Origin of the sequence: Nitrosomonas sp. Nm51, assembly GCF_900111165.1 — a bacterium.
GTDB lineage: Bacteria > Pseudomonadota > Gammaproteobacteria > Burkholderiales > Nitrosomonadaceae > Nitrosomonas.
This window is the reverse complement of the sequence record NZ_FOGH01000049.1, coordinates 1-18,974: the sequence shown is the minus strand read 5'-3', so window position 1 is coordinate 18,974 and position 18,974 is coordinate 1. Positions and strand designations below refer to the sequence as shown.

The 18,974-nt window shown below is 50.1% G+C and carries 19 protein-coding genes; 7 read left to right on the top strand and 12 right to left on the bottom strand.

Going from position 1 to position 18,974, the window contains the following annotated elements:
* Together BMY60_RS12610 and BMY60_RS16360 are read left to right on the top strand one after the other, a co-directional pair.
* Positions 1-462, top strand: a 462-nt coding sequence (locus BMY60_RS12610) for a transposase (protein WP_177166673.1), incomplete at its 5' end; no start/stop codon positions are given.
* Positions 463-828: 366 nt separating this feature from the next.
* Positions 829-960 carry a hypothetical protein gene (locus BMY60_RS16360; protein WP_256250832.1) on the top strand — a complete coding sequence of 44 codons (132 nt, stop codon included), beginning with the start codon at positions 829-831 and terminating at the stop codon, positions 958-960.
* A 255-nt stretch (positions 961-1,215) separates the two neighbouring features.
* Here BMY60_RS16360 and BMY60_RS12605 read toward each other — a convergent pair whose 3' ends face one another.
* From BMY60_RS12605 to rocD, 4 genes are all read right to left on the bottom strand, one after another.
* Positions 1,216-1,476 carry a DUF2442 domain-containing protein gene (locus BMY60_RS12605; RefSeq protein ID WP_090334082.1) on the bottom strand — a complete coding sequence of 87 codons (261 nt, stop codon included), beginning with the start codon at positions 1,474-1,476 and terminating at the stop codon, positions 1,216-1,218.
* The gene (locus tag BMY60_RS12600; RefSeq protein ID WP_090334081.1) at positions 1,436-1,675 is read right to left on the bottom strand and encodes a DUF4160 domain-containing protein; all 240 of its coding nucleotides are present in this window, start codon (positions 1,673-1,675) and stop codon (positions 1,436-1,438) included. The genes BMY60_RS12605 and BMY60_RS12600 overlap by 41 nt, the downstream gene beginning before the upstream one ends.
* A gap of 122 nt (positions 1,676-1,797) precedes the next feature.
* Positions 1,798-2,739, bottom strand: a complete 942-nt coding sequence (rocF, locus tag BMY60_RS12595; RefSeq protein WP_090334079.1) for an arginase — start codon at positions 2,737-2,739, stop codon at positions 1,798-1,800.
* Positions 2,726-3,955 (bottom strand): ornithine--oxo-acid transaminase, encoded by a 1,230-nt coding sequence (gene rocD / locus BMY60_RS12590; RefSeq protein WP_090334077.1) that lies wholly within the window; start codon positions 3,953-3,955, stop codon positions 2,726-2,728. Before rocD ends, rocF begins: the two co-directional genes overlap by 14 nt.
* 173 nt (positions 3,956-4,128) lie before the next feature.
* Here rocD and BMY60_RS15820 point away from each other — a divergent pair, with 173 nt between their 5' ends.
* Both BMY60_RS15820 and BMY60_RS12585 read left to right on the top strand, forming a co-directional pair.
* Positions 4,129-4,305 (top strand): hypothetical protein, encoded by a 177-nt coding sequence (locus BMY60_RS15820; protein ID WP_177166672.1) that lies wholly within the window; start codon positions 4,129-4,131, stop codon positions 4,303-4,305.
* Positions 4,306-4,333: 28 nt separating this feature from the next.
* Entirely contained in the window at positions 4,334-5,506 is a 1,173-nt protein-coding gene (locus tag BMY60_RS12585) for a cytochrome-c peroxidase (RefSeq protein WP_256250831.1), read from the top strand.
* A gap of 123 nt (positions 5,507-5,629) precedes the next feature.
* Here the strand turns inward: BMY60_RS12585 and BMY60_RS12580 are convergent, their stop codons facing one another.
* Both BMY60_RS12580 and BMY60_RS12575 read right to left on the bottom strand, forming a co-directional pair.
* Complete coding sequence (locus BMY60_RS12580; RefSeq protein WP_090334076.1) at positions 5,630-6,445, bottom strand: NYN domain-containing protein; 816 nt, start codon at positions 6,443-6,445, stop codon at positions 5,630-5,632.
* 104 nt (positions 6,446-6,549) lie between these two features.
* Entirely contained in the window at positions 6,550-7,305 is a 756-nt protein-coding gene (locus BMY60_RS12575; protein ID WP_090334074.1) for a hypothetical protein, read from the bottom strand.
* A gap of 229 nt (positions 7,306-7,534) precedes the next feature.
* Between BMY60_RS12575 and BMY60_RS12570 the strand changes: the two genes are divergently transcribed.
* Complete coding sequence (locus BMY60_RS12570) at positions 7,535-7,912, top strand: hypothetical protein (protein ID WP_090334072.1); 378 nt, start codon at positions 7,535-7,537, stop codon at positions 7,910-7,912.
* A gap of 58 nt (positions 7,913-7,970) precedes the next feature.
* Here the strand turns inward: BMY60_RS12570 and zapE are convergent, their stop codons facing one another.
* From zapE to ovoA, 3 genes are read right to left on the bottom strand one after another with little or no spacing between them, the layout of a single operon-like run.
* The gene (gene zapE, locus BMY60_RS12565) at positions 7,971-9,197 is read right to left on the bottom strand and encodes a cell division protein ZapE (protein WP_256250830.1); all 1,227 of its coding nucleotides are present in this window, start codon (positions 9,195-9,197) and stop codon (positions 7,971-7,973) included.
* A gap of 21 nt (positions 9,198-9,218) precedes the next feature.
* Complete coding sequence (locus BMY60_RS12560) at positions 9,219-10,409, bottom strand: MalY/PatB family protein (protein ID WP_256250829.1); 1,191 nt, start codon at positions 10,407-10,409, stop codon at positions 9,219-9,221.
* A complete protein-coding gene (ovoA, locus tag BMY60_RS12555) occupies positions 10,406-12,520 on the bottom strand; it encodes a 5-histidylcysteine sulfoxide synthase (RefSeq protein WP_090334070.1) in 2,115 nt (704 codons plus the stop codon). Before ovoA ends, BMY60_RS12560 begins: the two co-directional genes overlap by 4 nt.
* A 267-nt stretch (positions 12,521-12,787) precedes the next feature.
* On the opposite strand from ovoA, the gene BMY60_RS12550 reads away from it, so the two are divergent.
* Positions 12,788-13,261, top strand: a complete 474-nt coding sequence (locus tag BMY60_RS12550) for a hypothetical protein (RefSeq protein WP_090334069.1) — start codon at positions 12,788-12,790, stop codon at positions 13,259-13,261.
* A 400-nt stretch (positions 13,262-13,661) separates the two neighbouring features.
* On the opposite strand, the gene nadB is transcribed toward BMY60_RS12550, so the two are convergent.
* Positions 13,662-15,254, bottom strand: a complete 1,593-nt coding sequence (nadB, locus tag BMY60_RS12545; protein ID WP_090334067.1) for an L-aspartate oxidase — start codon at positions 15,252-15,254, stop codon at positions 13,662-13,664.
* 145 nt (positions 15,255-15,399) lie between these two features.
* On the bottom strand, positions 15,400-15,840 hold the full coding sequence (locus tag BMY60_RS12540) for a hypothetical protein (protein ID WP_090334066.1): 441 nt from the start codon (positions 15,838-15,840) through the stop codon (positions 15,400-15,402).
* Between the two features lie 402 nt (positions 15,841-16,242).
* On the opposite strand from BMY60_RS12540, the gene BMY60_RS12535 reads away from it, so the two are divergent.
* Complete coding sequence (locus BMY60_RS12535) at positions 16,243-16,830, top strand: protoglobin domain-containing protein (protein ID WP_090334064.1); 588 nt, start codon at positions 16,243-16,245, stop codon at positions 16,828-16,830.
* Positions 16,831-17,326: 496 nt separating this feature from the next.
* Here BMY60_RS12535 and BMY60_RS12530 read toward each other — a convergent pair whose 3' ends face one another.
* Positions 17,327-18,775 (bottom strand): ammonium transporter, encoded by a 1,449-nt coding sequence (locus BMY60_RS12530; protein ID WP_256250828.1) that lies wholly within the window; start codon positions 18,773-18,775, stop codon positions 17,327-17,329.
* Positions 18,776-18,974: the final 199 nt, after the last annotated feature.

Sequence of the window (18,974 nt, the reverse complement as noted above, 5' to 3'; positions counted from 1 at the left end):
TACGATCACATCTGCATGTTGAAAACACTCAAATGTGCCGTGCGTGTCGTCTGGGCCTACCGAAAATCACAATGGGTTGCATTCTTTACCACTGATCTTGATCTCACCGTCGAGCAGATCATCGAATACTATGGCGCTCGCTGGAAAATCGAGGCCGGTTTCAAAGAGATCAAGCAGGAAATTGGAAGCATAAAAAGCCAAACCCGTACGCCGCATGCCGTTATGAATCACCTCAGCTTCTGCATGATGGCCACCGCCATCACCTGGATATACGCAGATCGCCTTGATAAAACACCGCAGCGTTGTTACGCTGTTAACAATCGAAGTCACTTCGCCTTCTCCGATGTTAGAAAACTGATTACTCAGGCCGCATTCGATAAAGATTTTGTTACCTTTTGCCCCAAGCCAGGCAAACCCGAACAAAATTCTCTCATCAAAGCATTATTGCGGATGGTCGCATAGGGAAAAAAGGGAAACTTCAGCTTCCATAGAGAACGTACGTTAAACCTAACGGTCATGTAGAAGATATCATCACCCCGGAAAATGAAAGATACTATATGGGAGGCATCGGATTGAGATCGATCAGATTTTTGGAGATACCATCCCGATACCTAACGTGATCCGTGATTGTTGCCCGTACCCCGGAATGCATCTAATAAGAGCGCACAGTAATAAGGTCGAGACGTATTTCGTCTCAGAGATTTACAACAACAATCACATCCGATGTCTCCCTTTACAAAGTTTACACCAAGAGGGAGATGCCATGGAACTGAAACCAATCTATCGCTGCGTTGCTGCACTGGATGTTCACCAGGCCAAACTGACCGTGTGTGTTCTATACGAAGACGCTACTGGAAAAACTCAGCGCAAAAACTCAAACAGGCCGTTGTCATGAGCGCCGAGAACTTTATCGGCGACGCCGATCCTGAAAATCATCCCTACATGAGAAAACTCAAGTAGATCAACGGGGTATTTTTCAACCCATGCTGGAACAGCCGGTCATGCGCGCCTTGTTGCTGATACTCGCGTCCGTAGGCCTGTTTGCGGGAGAATACCTGATGCTGGCGGGCTTTTGATCACAGCGTAAACCGGACCGGGCCCGGTGTCCGGCGGTGCAAACCAAACAACAGCGGCGGCAGCCTGTTTGCATCCGCGGCGCACCACATTGTGGTGAGGTGGTACGGATTCAATAAAAATCATTGCCGGTTATGTGTTTTATTTTGCCTTGTGCGGAAAACGCTCTGGATGCTCGATGGATTCAACCCCCAGATCAATATCCAGGTCCGGCCAATAGAAGTGGCCAGGGGTTTGCTCTTCAACATTGAAAATCTTTCCGGCCGGGGCGTTTTTAAACCAGGGAAATTCTTCATAAGGCATAAAAAGCTCGCGGTCGCTGGTAAGTATCCAGACACCATGTTTCGTAATAGCGGTCACTTCAACTGCCGAAGTGTTTTTCCCAAGCGGCTTTGAATTCATCGTAGTGCGTCTCAATAATCACTTCAATCTCTTTAAGCTGAAACCGCGACAGCCGGTAATTTTTTGCCAGTTCTATCTGGGGCTCCAGCCAGAATTTTGCTTCACCATCTCCACAATATACGTGAATATGTTTTCGTGCTTCCTCTCTCGAAAAGAAAAAGAGCCGGTATCCTTTTTCTCGATGTATTGTTGGTGTCATTTACTCTGTTCCGGATGCATAGTGGCCGGCGAATGAAATAATAACATAGTGCGTATGCAAAATTTATCTAATACGCCGTTCATTGCTGCAGGGATGTCAGCGTTAACGCATCATCCGGCCGATCAGCGTTTCGACCCGCCGTGGCGCGCCAGTATCTGCTCTCCGAACAGGCTGGCTGTCATTTCGACGGCGGTTTCCGCGGTCTGGTTGCGCATGTCCAGCGCCGGGTTGATTTCTACGAGATCCAGGGAACCGAACAGGCCGGTGTCGTAAATCATTTCCATGCACAGCTGCGCTTCGCGGTAGTCGGGACCGCCTTTGACCGGCGTGCCGGTTCCCGGCGCGATCAGCGGGTCGAGAAAATCGATGTCGAAACTGACATGCAGATGTCCGCCCCGTGCTACCGCTTTTTCCAGAACTTCCTCCATGACCGCACGCATGCCGCGTTCGTCAATCTGCCGCATGTCATAGACCGCGAGCCCGGCCGCCAGCACGGCCTGTTTTTCGACATGGTCGATGGAGCGTACGCCGACCAGCTGAAAACTGTCCACCGCAATCGGCGTATAATCCGGTCCCATGCAGCGCAGCATTTCCGAATCCGTGTCGGTCAGCAGCGCCACGGGCATGCCGTGGAGATTGCCGGACGGCGAGGTGGCCGGCGTATTGAAGTCTGCATGCGCGTCAAGCCAGAGTATGGTCAGCGGAATCCCGCGTTCGCGGCAGTAACGCGCAACCCCCGAAATCGATCCGGCAGCAATGGCATGATCACCGCCCAGCACCACCGGGCACTGCCCGCTTGTCAGGGTTTCATAAACCGATGAAGACAGTTTCTGAAACCAGGCGACTGCCGCGTCGAAATGGCGGTAGCCTCTGCTGGCCGTTTCCTGCCTTACGCGCGGGCCCTTGATGTCGCCCGCGTCCACAATCCTGCCGCACAGGCGTTCCAGAACTGCAGCAATCCCGGCCACGCGCAGCGCCTCAGGCCCCATGGAGCATCCGCGGCGGCTGGCGCCCAGGTCGGTCGGCACACCGATCAATGCGGGAACGGATCTATGCACAGCCATGAGACGACAGCACCGGAATAATGCGATCCAGCGCCCAGTCCACTTCAGATCTGGTGATAATCAGCGGGGGCGCCAGACGGACGGTGGATTCGTGCGTTTCTTTGGCCAGAATTCCCTGCTGCTTCAACGCGCCGCATACAGTTCCGGCATGGCCGGCTTCCGGATAAAACTCCACCGCCATCATCAGACCGCGCCCGCGTATCTCTTTGATACGCGGATTTTGAATGGTTTTTAGCCCGGCCATAAAACGTTTTCCCATCTGTGCGGCGTTTTCAATCATACCTTCCTCAACCAGTACTTTAAGCGCCATCCGCGCCACGGCACAGGCGGCAGGATTGCCGCCGAAAGTGCTGCCATGCTGACCGGGCTGCAGAACCCCCAGCGTTTCGCTGTTGGACAGCACGGCGGAGACCGGATACATGCCGCCCGACAGCGCCTTGCCGAGCACGGTGATGTCGGCTTCGATATGTTCATGTTCCTCGGCCAGCAGTCTGCCGGTCCGGCCCAGCCCGGTCTGGATTTCATCCAGAATCAACACGACGTTATTGCGGCTGCAGATTTCACGCACCTGTGCCAGATAACCGTCCGGCGGAATAATGACACCGGCTTCACCCTGAACCGGTTCGACCAGGAAACCCGCGGTGTTCGGCGTAATAGCCTGCTCCAGCGCCTGCGCATCACCAAAAGGGACGGTTTTGAATCCGGGCGCGAAAGGACCGAAATTGTGCCGCGAATTATAATCGTCACTGAACCCGACGATGGTAATCGTGCGGCCGTGAAAGTTGTTTTCGCAAACGATGATTTCAGCCTGATCGTGCGGGATTCCCTTGACTTCGTACCCCCATTTGCGCACCGTCTTGAGCGCGCTTTCCACCGCTTCCGCGCCGCTGTTCATGGGCAACACCTTATGGGCATTGGTCAATGCGCAGACATCCTGGTAAAAAGCCGCCAGCTGGTCGTTGTGAAAAGCCCGCGAGGTGAGCGCCAGCCGCCCGGACTGTTCCACCAGCGCCGCATGAATACGCGGATGGCAGTGGCCCTGATTGACGGCCGAATACGCTGACAGGCAATCCATATATTTGCGTCCGTCGATATCCCACACCCATACGCCGGCGCCGCGCGACAGAATGACGTCAAGCGGCTTGTAGGTATGCGCGCCGAACGCGTTCTCCACCGCCAGTATCTGTTCATGGGATCGGTCTTGCAGATTGCTCATCGGTATCGTCTTTGAAATGAATGAATGATTGATGGATGAAATAGTCCGGCATGGCGCTGGCAAACAGCTTATCACACTCTTTTCGGAAACGGGACGGCAACCAGTCACGTTTTGCCGCAAGGTACGTATTCGCACGTATTCTTTTTGCCGCAGGTCTGCGATAACTTACCGGCTTGACTTTACTAATCCGGCTGGCTGGATTAAGCTTTTCTTCTGTGCAAGCTGGTTTTGGAGAACCCCGTTTAGGGATGGCTGGTGGACTGACGCGCACAACCGGCTTTTCGTTTGTTTTATCTGGTCCGGCGGTGGACGGTGATACTGAAAATTCTTCAACCGGCTACGGTCTGTAAAATTCTGACAATCAATTGAGGAGGTCATATGAAACTGATTTTAATACTGGCATTTTTTATGTATGCACAGACAGTCACAGCGGAGGACACAAGAGATCATCCCGATGCAGAACCCGCGCAGGCACAAGAACATAAAAGCGAAGCGCATCGCAGTGACGGACATGATAACGGTCATGGTCATGGGCACGGACATGGCGGTATGGGACATGACAAAGAAGGTCACGGTGGCGGCAAGCATGGTGGCCACGGTGACGGCGATCATGGCCACGGGCATGGTGGCGGTGGAGGTCATGGGCATGGCGGCAAGCTGGATGAAACTCAACTCAAGCGGTTTTTTGAGCCGCTGCCTGCGTCCATTATCGATGAACAAAAAAATGCCGCGCTGATAAAGCTTGGGAAAAAACTGTACATGGATCCGCGATTATCTGTCAATGACAAGATTTCGTGCAATTCATGCCACAGCCTCAGCAACTTCGGCGTGGATAATGAGCCGACCTCGCCCGGCCATGAAGGCGAGCGCGGAGACAGGAACTCGCCAACGACCATGAATGCCGCGCTGCATATCGCGCAATTCTGGGACGGCCGCGCCGCAGATGTCGAGGAGCAGGCGCTGGGGCCAATTTTGAACCCCGTTGAAATGGGCATGCCAAGCGAAGAAGCTGTGGTCAAAAAACTGAAGGGCATAGACGAATATCAATCACTGTTCGCTGAAGCCTTCAGCGGCGAAAAAGATCCGTTGAAGTACAAGAACATCGGGGTGGCGATCGGTGCTTTCGAACGAACCCTGCTAACGCCGTCGCGGTTTGATGATTTTCTCAAGGGCGACAAGGATGCGTTGAGTAAAAGCGAGAAAAGAGGCCTGAAGAAATTCATCAACATAGGTTGCGTCACCTGTCACAACGGCGCGCTTGTCGGCGGTAATTCCTACAAAAAGATCGGCCTGGTCGAGCCCTATGAAACATCGGATATGGGGCGATACGAAGTCACCGGACTTGAAACCGACAAAAAAGTATTCAAGGTGCCAAGCCTGAGAAACATTACCAAAACAGCACCGTATTTTCATGACGGCTCGGTTGAAACGCTGGATGAGGCGATCGAGCTCATGGCGAAACATCAGCTGGGGCGGGACCATGCCGGTCACGGCATGGTCAGGGACATCAAGGCTTTTCTGGGCTCTCTGACGGCTAAAAGCGCCGAGTAGTCTGGCCTGCTCGTGTACATACAGAGGCGCGCAAACCGCTGCGCGCGCGAATCAACACCGGCAGCGCGCCTCATGATCAGGCACAATAACCGGCCATAGCAAACAAAAGCATGCAACGGTTTTTCATTCTTCCTGCGCAATACTTTTAATGATATAGCCGCCTGATTTTTCATCATGTTCCAGCGCCAGCAATTTGTTGGCCTGCGCGGCTTCGAGGAGCTTTCCAAAGGTCCGGAATCCGTGATAGGTTTCATTGAAACCGGGTTTGCGCCGTTTGAGCGTCTGTTTGACCATCGACCCCCAGACTTTTTCTTCAGCGCCGCGTTCTTCAAATAAGTCTTCAACCGTTTCCATCACCAGATCCAACGCCTCCTGCTTCTTGTCTTCTTCGGATTGCGCATTCGCCTGCGGCGCGGATTTTCTGGTTGCGATTTTACGTTTGGCTTTATGCTGTTTATCGGTTTCGCGGATCAGATCGTCGTAGTAGATAAATTCATCGCAATTGGCAGTCAGCAAGTCGGATGTGGATTTTTTGACGCCAACGCCGATGACCACTTTGTTGTTTTCGCGCAGTTTGCTTACCAGCGCCGAAAAATCGGAGTCGCCGCTGATAATAACGAAAGTATCGACATGCGCCTTGGTGTAGCAGAGATCAAGCGCATCGACGACCATGCGTATATCGGCCGAGTTCTTCCCCGACTGGCGCACGTGCGGGATCTCGATAAGCTCAAAAGCCGCTTCATGCATGGCCGCCTTGAACTCCTTGTAACGCTCCCAGTCACAGTAAGCTTTTTTAACAACGATATTGCCTTTGAGCAACAAACGCTCGAGTACCTTTTTAATATCGAACGCCGCGTATTTGACGTCCCGCACACCCAGCGCGATGTTTTCAAAGTCACAAAACAAGGCCATATTTTGCGTTCTGGAATCTGCGGCCATACTATCTCCGGTTATTTGATATACGCGCTGAAGCGTATCATAAACTGATCATGGGTCAAGCCGTTCACCAGCCAGCCGTAAACAGTGGCGTTTACAGTGGTGTTTTAAGCGATGCTTTCCAACGCAGGCCGGTATTTTTCTCTGGCGTCTGCAATCACCGGATCGCCGTGTCCAGGAAGGACATGACTGAAATCGCAATTCAGCAACGCTTTGACTTCATTTTTGTCGACACCGGAATACCTGAGCCAGCCCGGCCCGATATGATAGGGATGAAAAAACCCCATGCTTTGCATCATGATCTTTGCCAGCCAGTTATGATATTCGTCCGGATGCGGCGTATTCTGCAGTGAATCCGCTGTAATCAGAATACCGTCATTTTGCTCGAGCTTCAGAACGGCCTCGGCCGGACGGGCGGTTTGAAACCAGATCAGCGAAGCGTTGGCTATGGGTAAAGGGTCCTTAACATCCAGCACGACATCCGCTTGCATGTAACCGGTTGCTGCGTCATTCGGCAAACTAGTGACTTTACGCGTATAAACCTGGCCTTTAAGGGCATATATTGTTGCATTATACCGCGCCTTGAAGAAAGCCTCGTCTCTGCCGTGAAAACCCCCGATCCTGATAACCGTGCTGATTTTTCCCAGACTTTCCAGCGCCTGCATGCCCGATTCGGATAGCCGTATCGGATTGATCAGGGTCAGCCCGGCGTTATCTCTGATGATTGTCATGGATCTTGAAATATACATGGGCAGGAACATGGCCATGTTGAGCTGACCTTTCACGAACCAGATATTATCAAAGATCTGATTGATGCTGCCGTGTTTCGATGGTGGATGAATAATGCATGTCTCTTTTTTCATGAGCGGTCCTACATGTTATCAGCAAGCCGGCTCAGTATAGGCATTTGAAAGGTTAGACACAAGTTTGGTGTTTATATCATCGTTGCGCATTTATGGATTCAAACCACAGCCGAATTTAAAACTCCTTTTCAGATGATGATACTATTGCAGTATCAGTCGCCAGTGCCGGTTCCGCAAGGTATCGATCCAGGCGGAAAGGCAATAACTGCACTTTTTATTATTTCACAGCATGAAGACAGCATTAAAAATAGCAATCTCCCTGTTATTATCCGGTTTTGTTGGTTTCTATATACAAACCGTATTGCTCATCACCACAAACCCCGCGCACTGGACAGGCATGGCTTTGTCGCTGGCTTGTGCAGGCTGGGTTGGCTGGTGTACATGGAAGCTGCTTAGCGGTAGACAAATCAGTGTCAGCGCCGCGGTATCGGCAGGCGCGCTCATTTTCGGCGCATTTGGATTTGTCTTTGGTTTTTTCGGACCGATGCTGATAACAGTGGGTTCCGGAGAAACGGCGTTCACAGGTATTGTGGCTGCCAGTACGCTGGGCCTGTTAATCGGCGCAGCCGGAGGATTTTTCTATGCAAGCGGCCAGAAACGCGGTTAACCCAACGGAATGGACTTCTCCATCCATTGGATTAAAGCAGCTGGTACGCAGGAGAGGATTATCCCGGATTCGGTTTTCCATGCCCCCGTGTCAGATAGTCTTTTGATTGCATTTCCACCAATCTTGAAACCGTGCGTTCAAATTCAAAGCCCGAATTACCCGATTGATAAAGCAGCTCAGGCGGCACAGCTGCCGAGCACAATAATTTGACACCATGCTCATACAGCGCATCGATGAAATGAATGAAACGTGTCGCTTCACTGGCGTTTTCATGGGTAAATTGCGGAATCGCCACCACAATAACGGTGTGGTAGGCCCTGGCGATGGCCAGATAATCGGCCGGACCCAGCGGATTGGCGCAGAGCCGCTTGAATGAAAAAACCGCCACGCCACGCGCCGATTTTGGCACGAACAGCTTGCGTCCCTGTACAATCAGTTCTCCGCTCGGCACTTTGTCTCGATCTTCCACGCTGCGGTCCGTCAAACGAAAAAAAACGGTAGACAATGCTGTGGTTGTTTGTTCATTGACGGGATAAAAGTACGTATCAATGCCTTTCAGCCGGTCGTAGCGGTAATCCATCGGGCCATTCAGGGCGATAACTTCCATTACTGCTTTTACATGGTCGATAAACGGTACAAACCGGTGCCGGTTCAGGCCGTTTTTATACAAGTCGTCCGGTTGCCTGTTCGAAGTGGCCACGACGACGACGCCCTGTCTGAATAATTCGTTGAATAGCCTGGCAACGACCATGGCGTCAGCAATATCGCTTACCTGAAGCTCATCAAAACATAACAGCACTGCCTGTCTGGCAATCTGTTGTCCGATGGCAGGCATGGGATCATCCAGGTCAATTTTTCTGCCTTGCATATTCTGCAGATCTTTGACTGTCTGTTTGCGCTGTTGCGAAGAAAGGCGGTGCCAGGCTTTCAGGTGATGATGAATCTCGAGCATGAATTCATGAAAATGCACACGCCGCTTAATTTCTACGGGCGCTACGCCATAAAACAAATCCATCAGCATGGACTTGCCGCGGCCGACACCGCCGTATAGGTAAATGCCTCTGGGCGGCTCCGGTATGTTGTCGTGTTTGTAGAAGAAACGGGCAAACCAGCCGTTCTTCCGGATCCCCGCGGGCGTATAGCCTGACAATTCATGATGCAATCGTTCCAGTGCCGCAACAGCGCCGGCCTGATCCGCATCCAGCTTCAATTCGCCGTCTTGCATCAGCGCCCGGTATTCCGTGGCGGGCGTCCTGCTTGCGCCGGACTGGGCAGTATTTTTCACAAAACGGTAACAGTCATGATTTCAGTCCTTTTGACTGGCCGGATATGCCGCCCGGATATTCTCCAGTATCTGCATCACGGTTTGTTGGGGCGCACCGATATTCAGGCGCATAAATCCGCTTCCCTGTCTGCCGAATAATATTCCCGGACTCAGACCAGCGCCGGCTTGCTGGATGAAAAACTGTTGTAACGCTGCATCCGTCATGTCCATTGCTTTGCAATCCAACCAGAGCAAATAGGTGCCCTCGGGCCAGATAAGGCGAATGTGCGGGAGATATTCGTCCAGAAAAGCTGCGACGCAATCACGTGTATTGCGCAGATAATGACACAATGTTTCCAGCCACACGTCTCCTTCACGGTACGCAGCCTCAAAAGCGGCGATACTGAACGGATTGGACGCGCTGACATGCCATGTTTCAAAAATTCCGGTGATGGCGTCGCGGATTGTTTTGTCCGGAATAATCAGCATGGAAAGATTCAAGCCGGGAATATTAAATGTTTTACTCGGCGCCATGGCAGTCATAACACGGTTCTCGCTGCCCGCGCGCGTGGCCAGTACAGTATGTCTGTTTTTTGGATAAATCAGATCGGCATGTATTTCGTCGGACAAAATCATGAGATCATATCTCTCAGCGATCTGTAATAACTGCACCAGTTCTTGCGGCGTCCAGATACGTCCGACCGGATTATGCGGAGAACACAACAACAGCAATCGCGCATTTTTTGCACAATGCTCCAGATGATCAAAATCTATGCTATAACGGCCATGTTCATACTTCAGGGGATTTTCGATGAGTTTTCTGCCCGCCCCGGTAACGGCCGAAAAAAACGGGAAATAGACCGGTGGTTGAATAATCACCGATTCACCAGGCTGGGTAAATGCCATGACAGCCGCGTTCAATGAAGGCACCACACCGGGACACATGACAAGCCAGTCGCGTTCAATCGTCCAGCCATGACGCCGTTGCATCCAGGCAACCGATGCATCGTAAAGACTGTCCGGAAACAATGTATAACCGTAAACCGGGTGTCCGGCGCGTTCAAGTAATGCATGCGTAACTGCGGGAGGCGCGGCAAAATCCATGTCCGCCACCCAGGCCGGTATCACATCCGGCTGGCCAAACATTGCTTTGCGGCCATCGTACTTGGTACTGCTGGTACCAGTACGATCAATATATCGATCGAAAAATTCCGGGCCTATACCGGCACTCAAAGCACCCGCTCCCAGACAGTCACCTCTGACAAGGTATGCTGATGTTTATGGCTTGTTTCGCGGATGACAAACGGTACGGATTGCGGGCCCTGAATCAATTTGAAATGTTTGCCGAGAATTGCTTTCAATCCGTCCAGCGTTGTGAAGTTTTCACCGTCCCGCTTGTATCCGCCAATCCAGTGCTCTTTCTTGGTATGTTCGGTCAGCCAGGTATAGGGTGACGCCATCAGCAACAATCCGCCCATGTTGATGCGCGTATGAATGGTATTGAGCAGTTTGGCCGGTTCGTACAGACGGTCAATCAGATTGGCGGCCAGAATCAGATCGTAATCCGTATGGATCGGCTTCAGGTTACATGCATCGCCCTGATAAAACGCCACTTTATTTTTTACGTGCTCCAGCTCCAAACCGTTCAGCGTGCGCTCCTTATAGAACACCAGATCACCCTCGTCAATCAGCGTATAGCGCAGCACGCCCTGCTGAGCCAGCTGTACGCCCTGACCGATAAAACGTGCGGAAAAATCGATACCGGTAACATGATCGAAATGACGCGCGAGTTCAAATGTTGAACGGCCGGATGCGCAGCCGAGATCAAGCGCCTTGTGCGCCGGTCTGCCGCCCATTGCCGCAATAGCTATTTCCGCCAGCGTTTTGGGAAAATTGGGCACATCGAAGTATGTGTCGCCATAATGAAATTCAGCGTACTCAGACAGCAGTTTGTCGGTTTCATAATTCGAAGTTTGCACCACGGCCGGCGCGTCTGAAACGACGTAACGAAATCCGGCATGCTGGAAAAAATGCCGCCGGAAAGCGTATCGCGAACTTCGCAGTGTTTCGTTGCCGCAGGAAATCCATGAGCCGCCTTTGATGAGGTTGTGCTGATTGTCAAAAGTCGGCGTGGTGAAATCGTCATACAACGGATGCACATCAAAACCTTCGAACGGATAAGTCGGGGTTTCCGTCCACTGCCAGACATTACCGGCTATATCGTAAAATTCGCCCTGCTGAAATTCATTGACCGGACAGCTCGAAGCGTAATAATCAAGATGCAGATTGCCCGCAGCGGGTTTATCGTGCGGCACTTCAGAAAGACCGGCGACATCGTACAAGCGGTACCATTCATCTTCGGTAGGCAGCCTGACCGGCTGGCCGGTGGTTTGGGCTTTCCAGTTGCAAAACGCCTTTGCCTCATGATAATTGACGTCAACCGGCCAGTCCCACGGCATCGGTATTTCATCGGTCATGGTACGCATAAACCAGCCATCCCCTTTTTTGACCCAGAAAGCGGGATGCGCCGCTTTGCTGAAGTTGCGCCACGAAAGACCTTCTTCTTCCCAATAGTTATCTGTCTGGTATCCTTTTGCTTCGACGAAAGACAGATACTCCTGATTGCTGACCAGATACTTGCTGGCCTGAAAGGCGGCGATATCGGCGCTGTGCTGGCCGTACTCATTATCCCAGCCGTAGTGCGTGTGCGTGGATTTGTTATTACCGATTTTTATTGCGCCAGCCGGAACAAGAATAAGCGCGTTGGCAGGCGCCGCACCGGTTTTCTGACAGGGACGCCACTGCGGGTGCGGCTGCACATAATCCATGGCATGCTGGCGGATCAGCACAGACGATGTCTCCAGATGGATTTGTTCGTGTTCGATACCCATCAGAACCGGCCAGAAAGGACTTTCCCAGCTGACAGGTAATATCAATGGCAGATCACTGATCAGTCTGTCAACCATCTCGCGTATTTTGCGGCGGTATTCAGTGACTTCCTCAACCGCGGGCCAGTCGTAATGGGTGTTATCCAGGTCGTCCCAGCTCATTTCATCCACACCGACCGCAAACATCGACTCAAATTTAGGATTGATGCGCTCGGTGATCAGGCCGGCCAGCATCAGCTTATTGACATAAAAAGTCGCCGTATGACCATAGTAAAAAATTAGCGGGTGGCGCAGTGAAATCGATTTTTTGTAATAAGCTTGCGTATTGCGCAGTGTTTTGAAAAGCTGTTCATAGCAATCGAGTGTGGCATGAAAATATGCGCGAATCTCTTCGCGTTTTGTGTCGACATCCTCGCCGCTGAGCAGAGGCGTTCTCTGAATCGGTTGTTTTGGCATATAGTGTATTGATAATCAAATTATTCAAAATCTGGGCGTTATTATAACCTCTCGCAAAATGGTAATCACTCTCATCACAAAATTTAAATCCCTAATCCTGTTATGGATTTGGTTGAGCCTGCTGTCATTAACTGACAGAAGCAAGCAAACTGAACGGCTTTGTCTGCGCTATTCTCAGCCGCTAAAATACATTTTGAAACCCACAGTTAATTGGAATTATAATGCGCCAGCCTCTATTAAAATAACTGCCCGGTTTGGGGACATGAAATGATTAAAACTTCTCTATTAATTCAATGCGTGTATATACTTGCTGTACTTGTAACCGTTACGCATGCGGCAGTTGCCAGCGAATCTCCCGGTGCCCCCGGTGCTGTGCCGTGTGACCGTCAATCCGAAGCTACCCGTCCCTGCCCGCTTGAACTGCCCGCTGAAACAATATCAAAGCTCAGGATTGACGCCGGTTTTGGCTGGGGGATTTTTAGTGGCAGCATTTATAATGGCAACAGTGAATACACCGTTACGCAACTGGATGTCAGCATGGAGCCGATTCACGACCACCATACAATGGAGATGACGCACGCAGGGCATGCTGTATCGCATGAACCCAGAATCAAGCAAATTAGAATGAACCTTCTGCCGTTAACCAAGGGCGCCATATCGATGGTACTGGACGATGATGTGGTGCATGTGCATGACTTTAAATGGGAAGTAATCAAGGCATATGGCTATAAAAAGCAGTAGTTACAACGCAATTGTTTAAACCTAACGGTCATGCAGAAGATGTCATCACCCCGGAAATCTTTCACTGTAAAATCCTCAGTTGATCGCTACAACCATGGCCAATCTTATGAACTGAACCACTACAGGCTGACGCCGGTTTTGGCCTGTAATTATAATGCCTGCTGGTTTTCATGGATTCTAACGAAAGTACAGTCTGTACCCATAAATCCACTTTCCGGTTTTTAATCTGCTCTGTCTTGAATTCCAGCAGCTGATACGATATTCAGGCTGGCGCTATTCACCTGCCGGATTGAAGAAATCTTCCCATGTCGTGCATGCGCAGTTTTACCGGCATCGCAATCGACATTCTTGCTTTTTTCGAACATATACCGAATGTCGATTAAGCAGCCGTAACGCTGATCTACAGCGGCTTTTGCAACACTGTGTTACGCGCCTGCGCCAGCATATCCGGATAGTCCCTGCTGTAATGCAGTCCCCGGCTTTCGTGCCTGAGCATCGCGCTGCGCACGATGAGATCGGCCGTATCGACCAGATTACGCAGTTCAAGCAGGTCGCTGGACACACGGAAATGCGTATAATATTCATTGATTTCTTCACGCAGCAAATCAATTCTGTGTTGCGCGCGCTGCAGGCGCTTGGTGGTTCGAACGATTCCGACATAACTCCACATGCAGCGGCGCAATTCATCCCAGTTATGCGAAATAACTATTTCCTCATCGGCATCGGTGACACGGCTTTCGTCCCAATCGGGAGTCACTGGCGTTGATACCGCTGATTGACTGTTGATATCCTCTGCCGCAGCACGGGCAACGACTAGGCATTCCAGCAGCGAGTTGCTGGCAAGCCGGTTTGCGCCGTGCAGCCCGGTGTGCGCGGTTTCCCCAATAGCATATAAATTTTTCAGATCGGTACGCCCAGTCCGGTCTGTGAGAATGCCGCCACAGGTATAGTGCGCCGCAGGCACAACAGGAATGGGTTCTTGTGTCAGGTCTACCCCAAGCTTCAGGCAACGTGCGTAAATCGTCGGGAAATGCTGCTGCAGGAAATTGGCCGGCTTATGTGAGATATCCAGATAAATGCAATCCAGACCGCGTTTTTTCATCTCAAAATCAATTGCGCGCGCCACGATATCACGGGGCGCCAATTCGGCGCGTTGATCATGATCGGCCATGAAGCATTCGTCGTTCGGCAATTTAAGCAGACCGCCTTCACCACGAACCGCTTCACTGATCAGGAACGATTTGGCATGCGGATGATAAAGGCAGGTCGGATGAAACTGAATGAACTCCATATTGGCAACCCGGCAGCCCGCACGCCACCCCATTGCAATACCGTCTCCCGTCGCCGTATCGGGGTTGGTGGTGTATAGATAAACCTTGCTTGCGCCACCGGTTGCCAGAACGGTATTCTGTGCCGTAAACGTGCGCACACGCCCCTTGTCCCGGTCCAGCACGTACGCGCCCATGCAGCGTTTGTCATAAACGGGTTTTTTGCGGATTTTATCGCTGGTAATCAAATCAATGGCAATATGCTGTTCCAGTATCCGAATATTGGGACAGCTGCGCACCCGCTCGATCAAAGTCTGTTGAACCGCCTTTCCCGTCGCATCACCGCTGTGTATGATGCGCCGCGTACTATGGCCGCCTTCCTTTGTCAGATGATAACCGGTGCCGTGATTATCGTCTCTGCTAAATTCTACACCCTGCTTGATCAACCAGCCTATGGCTTCTTGCGCATGCCCGGCTACAAACCGGACAGTTGATTCATCGCATAGTCCTGCGCCGGCAATCAACGTGTCCTGCACATGCTTTTCCGGGGTGTCCTCATCGGATAAGGATGCAGCAATACCGCCTTGCGCCCAGCCGCTGGCGCTGTCATCAAGGGTTTGTTTTGTGACGATACCTATCCGCTGGGTTTGCGCCAGATTCAGGGCAAGCGTGAATCCGGCCAGACCGCTGCCAATGATTAAAGTATCGAAATGTAGGTTAGGCATTCACGCTGATAACGCATGTCTGGTTATTGCTGTTTTATGAATGCCCTATCATATCAGAGAGCACAACCGGCATGCTAAATCTGTGCATTGTAAAAACACCCGTCATCTTTTTCGGCATCATTGACAGCGCCATGGTGCATTGCGGCTACTGACACGCCACCAGATTGATAGTGCCTTGTTGATGACTGCCAAACACATCATTCTCGCCGTCTCTTTTTACCAGCTCGATTGCGTTCCATGTCCCGCTGAGCGTCGAAGCGCTTAATTTGGCTGCTAACGTTTCCGTCCAGAATTCAATGCCTTCTTCGCGGTCGGAACTCACAATAGTCAGTTTGATACTGTCACCGATCAGTATGGCATTGCCGTGCGCAGCCGACAGAGTATTTTCATAATCGACCGAGCCGAACAGTGCAAAATAACCGCCTTCTTTCTCATAGACACCAAACTTGTACTTCCAATAAGGCTCGTTGTTCTGGTTGAATACCTGCCAGCAAAACTCGCCCCGGAATGTTTCGGCCAGAGAATACGGCGCGCCCGCCAGCATAACAATGGCGGCTAATACTGTGAATATGCGTTTAGTGATCATTTTCTTCTCCATATTTAAAATATTGTCCCATTGAGTGCAATTTTTCCCGCACCGGTCAAACCATCACGTTTAATACGATAACTTATTGACCGCGCACAATTAAAAAAGCATATCAAAGCAACTGAATTTACATGTAAATCAATCTTCCTGGACGATGTGGCGAAGTTGTATTCATTCGCCGTCCAATGCGGTAAAATCGCACTCGGCATTTTTTGCTTAACCTAGTACTCTATCCATATGATATTGCCTGCAGGCACACCTTACAATACACACTGACAAACGCACTGAACCCGGCATATCATATGGATAGAGTACTAGATGCACATATCGCAACAGATTTGACTGCTGCATATGTCAACATGTTCAACATTCACAAACAGCTAATCAAGAGAAAGGAAATTTATGACTAATATCCCCGGATATACCTATGGCAGTGCTGAAGTAGCAAAATCCCCCTTGTCAATGGATGATTTTGACAGGTTAAAACAGGCAGCTTTATTCGGCGACGATGATGTGCGCTACCTGAAAATGTCGCACGATATCCTGAAAGACCAGGTTGAACAAATTCTCGACGTCTGGTACGGCTTTGTCGGCTCTACGCCGTTTTTGCTTCACTATTTTACCAACAAGTCCGATAACCAGCCTAACACGGATTATCTTGGCGCGGTACGCAAACGCTTTGGCCAGTGGATTCTGGATACCGCAAATGCCAGGTATGACCAGGACTGGTTGAATTATCAGTATGAAATCGGCCTGCGCCATCACACCAGCAAAAAGAACAAAACCGATGGCGTCGACGCACAGCCGATTATCAATTTGCGCTATGTGCTGGCGCTGCAGGTGCCAATCACTACCACGCTGCGCCCTTTTTTGGAAAAAGACGGCCATTCCACTGAAGATGTTGACAAGATGCAAGACGCCTGGCGCAAGTCCGTGCTCATGCAGGTGATTTTATGGTCGCAACCGTATATTCATGACGGCCAATTCTGATCACGGCATACTTAACAGGTTGTTGAAAAACGTTTTGCAGGGGGTGTCGCCATGTGTTATGTGCAATTCTGTTTGTTCAAAACGCTTGAACATAGCTGTGGCTATGCTTTGAACGCTTTTCACAAACATTCATCAAGCATCAGGAATCTGCACGCGCATAAATGCACATAATACATGACGACACCCCATAGAGCGCATGTTTGCCATCGAATCAGAAAAAATCTGATATTTTCAAATTTGGGTGAATCAGCATCCAGTATTTTCAGTATCAGCGTCTATTATGAAAAAAATTAAACTGCATAAACAATGGTATAAATATTAGACTGATAAACTTGCTCGCTGTTTTTTGAAAATAACTAAAAAAATTCAACGCTGATTGACACACAAAAAAAGTGAAGACCAGATGATTCTGGTTTTTACTCAAAACAAGTGTATATTTGATTAAATCAGCCTGGCTTCACTTCTTCCATCAAAGGTATATTAATTTCAGCCTGTTCTATCCTTGAGGTGCGGGCTTGTCTGGTTCAGTCCTTAACTCAGTTAAGCCTGCTTGTACCGTAGGTTGCTGCGTTATAGTTTTGTTTTCTAAGGCTTCGATACGTGCTTGCAATTTGGCAACCACGGTTTCTGCTTCCGGTCCCTCGGTATGAGTAAACTCAACACTGTCTTCATAAGGTTCACGTGTGGTGCCTGTAACCTTGACTAACATGCCTGCAATGAGGCCGCCAATTATAGCGATCAACAGAGTTATTCCAATACCGGCAAGTTGAGCTGTTGCAACGCTCGGCGGGATGATAAGAAATGCGCTGAATCCGCCCAATAGTCCAGGCATGCCATGTAAATTATGGACGCCACAGGTATCATACAATTTGAATTTTGATTCAAGTGCCGGTAGCAGATATCTGTAGCCGAGAACAGAAATGGTGCCAGCAAGCAGACCGATAGCAAAAGCGCCTGCAGGGTTTACGACATCGCAAATTGAACCAATGGCAACACCGCCTGCCAACGCCGCATTAGCCATATCAACCATTGATGTTTTACCTTTGTTGACCATGGTACTAACAAAATAGGTCGCGATCGTTGCGCCACTGAGTGCAAGCAATGTGTTTACAACAGTTTGTGGCATTTGCTCGAGAGGGACAAGAGCAGTAGCAAAACTCGGCCAGAAAAGCCACAAAACAACCGACCCCAGCATAGCATAACGGTCAGAAGTAGGATCCGACTCGATAGGTCGACTGCGTTGATATGCAGTAGTCAATACAATAGACATGGCCATCCCAAAATAGGCGCCAAAAGCATGGATTACAATCGATCCCGCTGTATCCTGAAATCCTGTTGTTAAGCCGAAGGCATCGTCCAGAACAATCCATTCATTCAATAAATATAAGGGCACCACCAACAGCGCCAGCAACGCATATTGAAATACCCGCAGGCGTCCAAGTACTGCGCCCATAGCGATTAACGCTGTAGCTGCTGCCAATTCCGCAAAAAGTAATGCGTCTAACGTATGCGGCTCAAGCGCATGCCCAAAAATTCCATTGGCGCGAAGTAAAATGTAGAGAGGCAAACTGACTGCAACAACAAGATAGGTGCCGGTAATCGCGCCAAAACCATATCTCCGGATGAATACCATGAGAAAACCAAAACCAATCAGCAACATCGCCAGAATATGAATGATATAGTTGTACTGTGCGACTACTTGTGCGTCGCTGACATCAGTCGCTAATTCAACGGCGCCTGCCAGACCACTGAAGCATAGAGGAAACAAACTTGCTATACTTAACAGTATTAAACGTAAGTCCTTGTTCATTTGATTGTTCCTTATTTTATTAGTAAATGGGTTGCCCCGGTCACTAGTTTGAATCCTAAAAACCATAAACACAATAGTGATATATAAAAAATAATGAACTTTTAATGACTTGTCGGCAGTGTAATGGCAAAACAAGCGGCATCCGCAAAGCAAAATCCAAGAAGTAGAACCACCAGCTGGACGCTAAAGCTTTCCGTAGCCGGTTTTTTGAAAGTAGCCACAGCATAATCGAGCTAGTGCTGCCTATTACCCACAAATATCAACAGTGATAATCATAAATCATCTTTCCACAGCATAAATCCCATGCACATATACTGAAATTCCAGATAGCCGC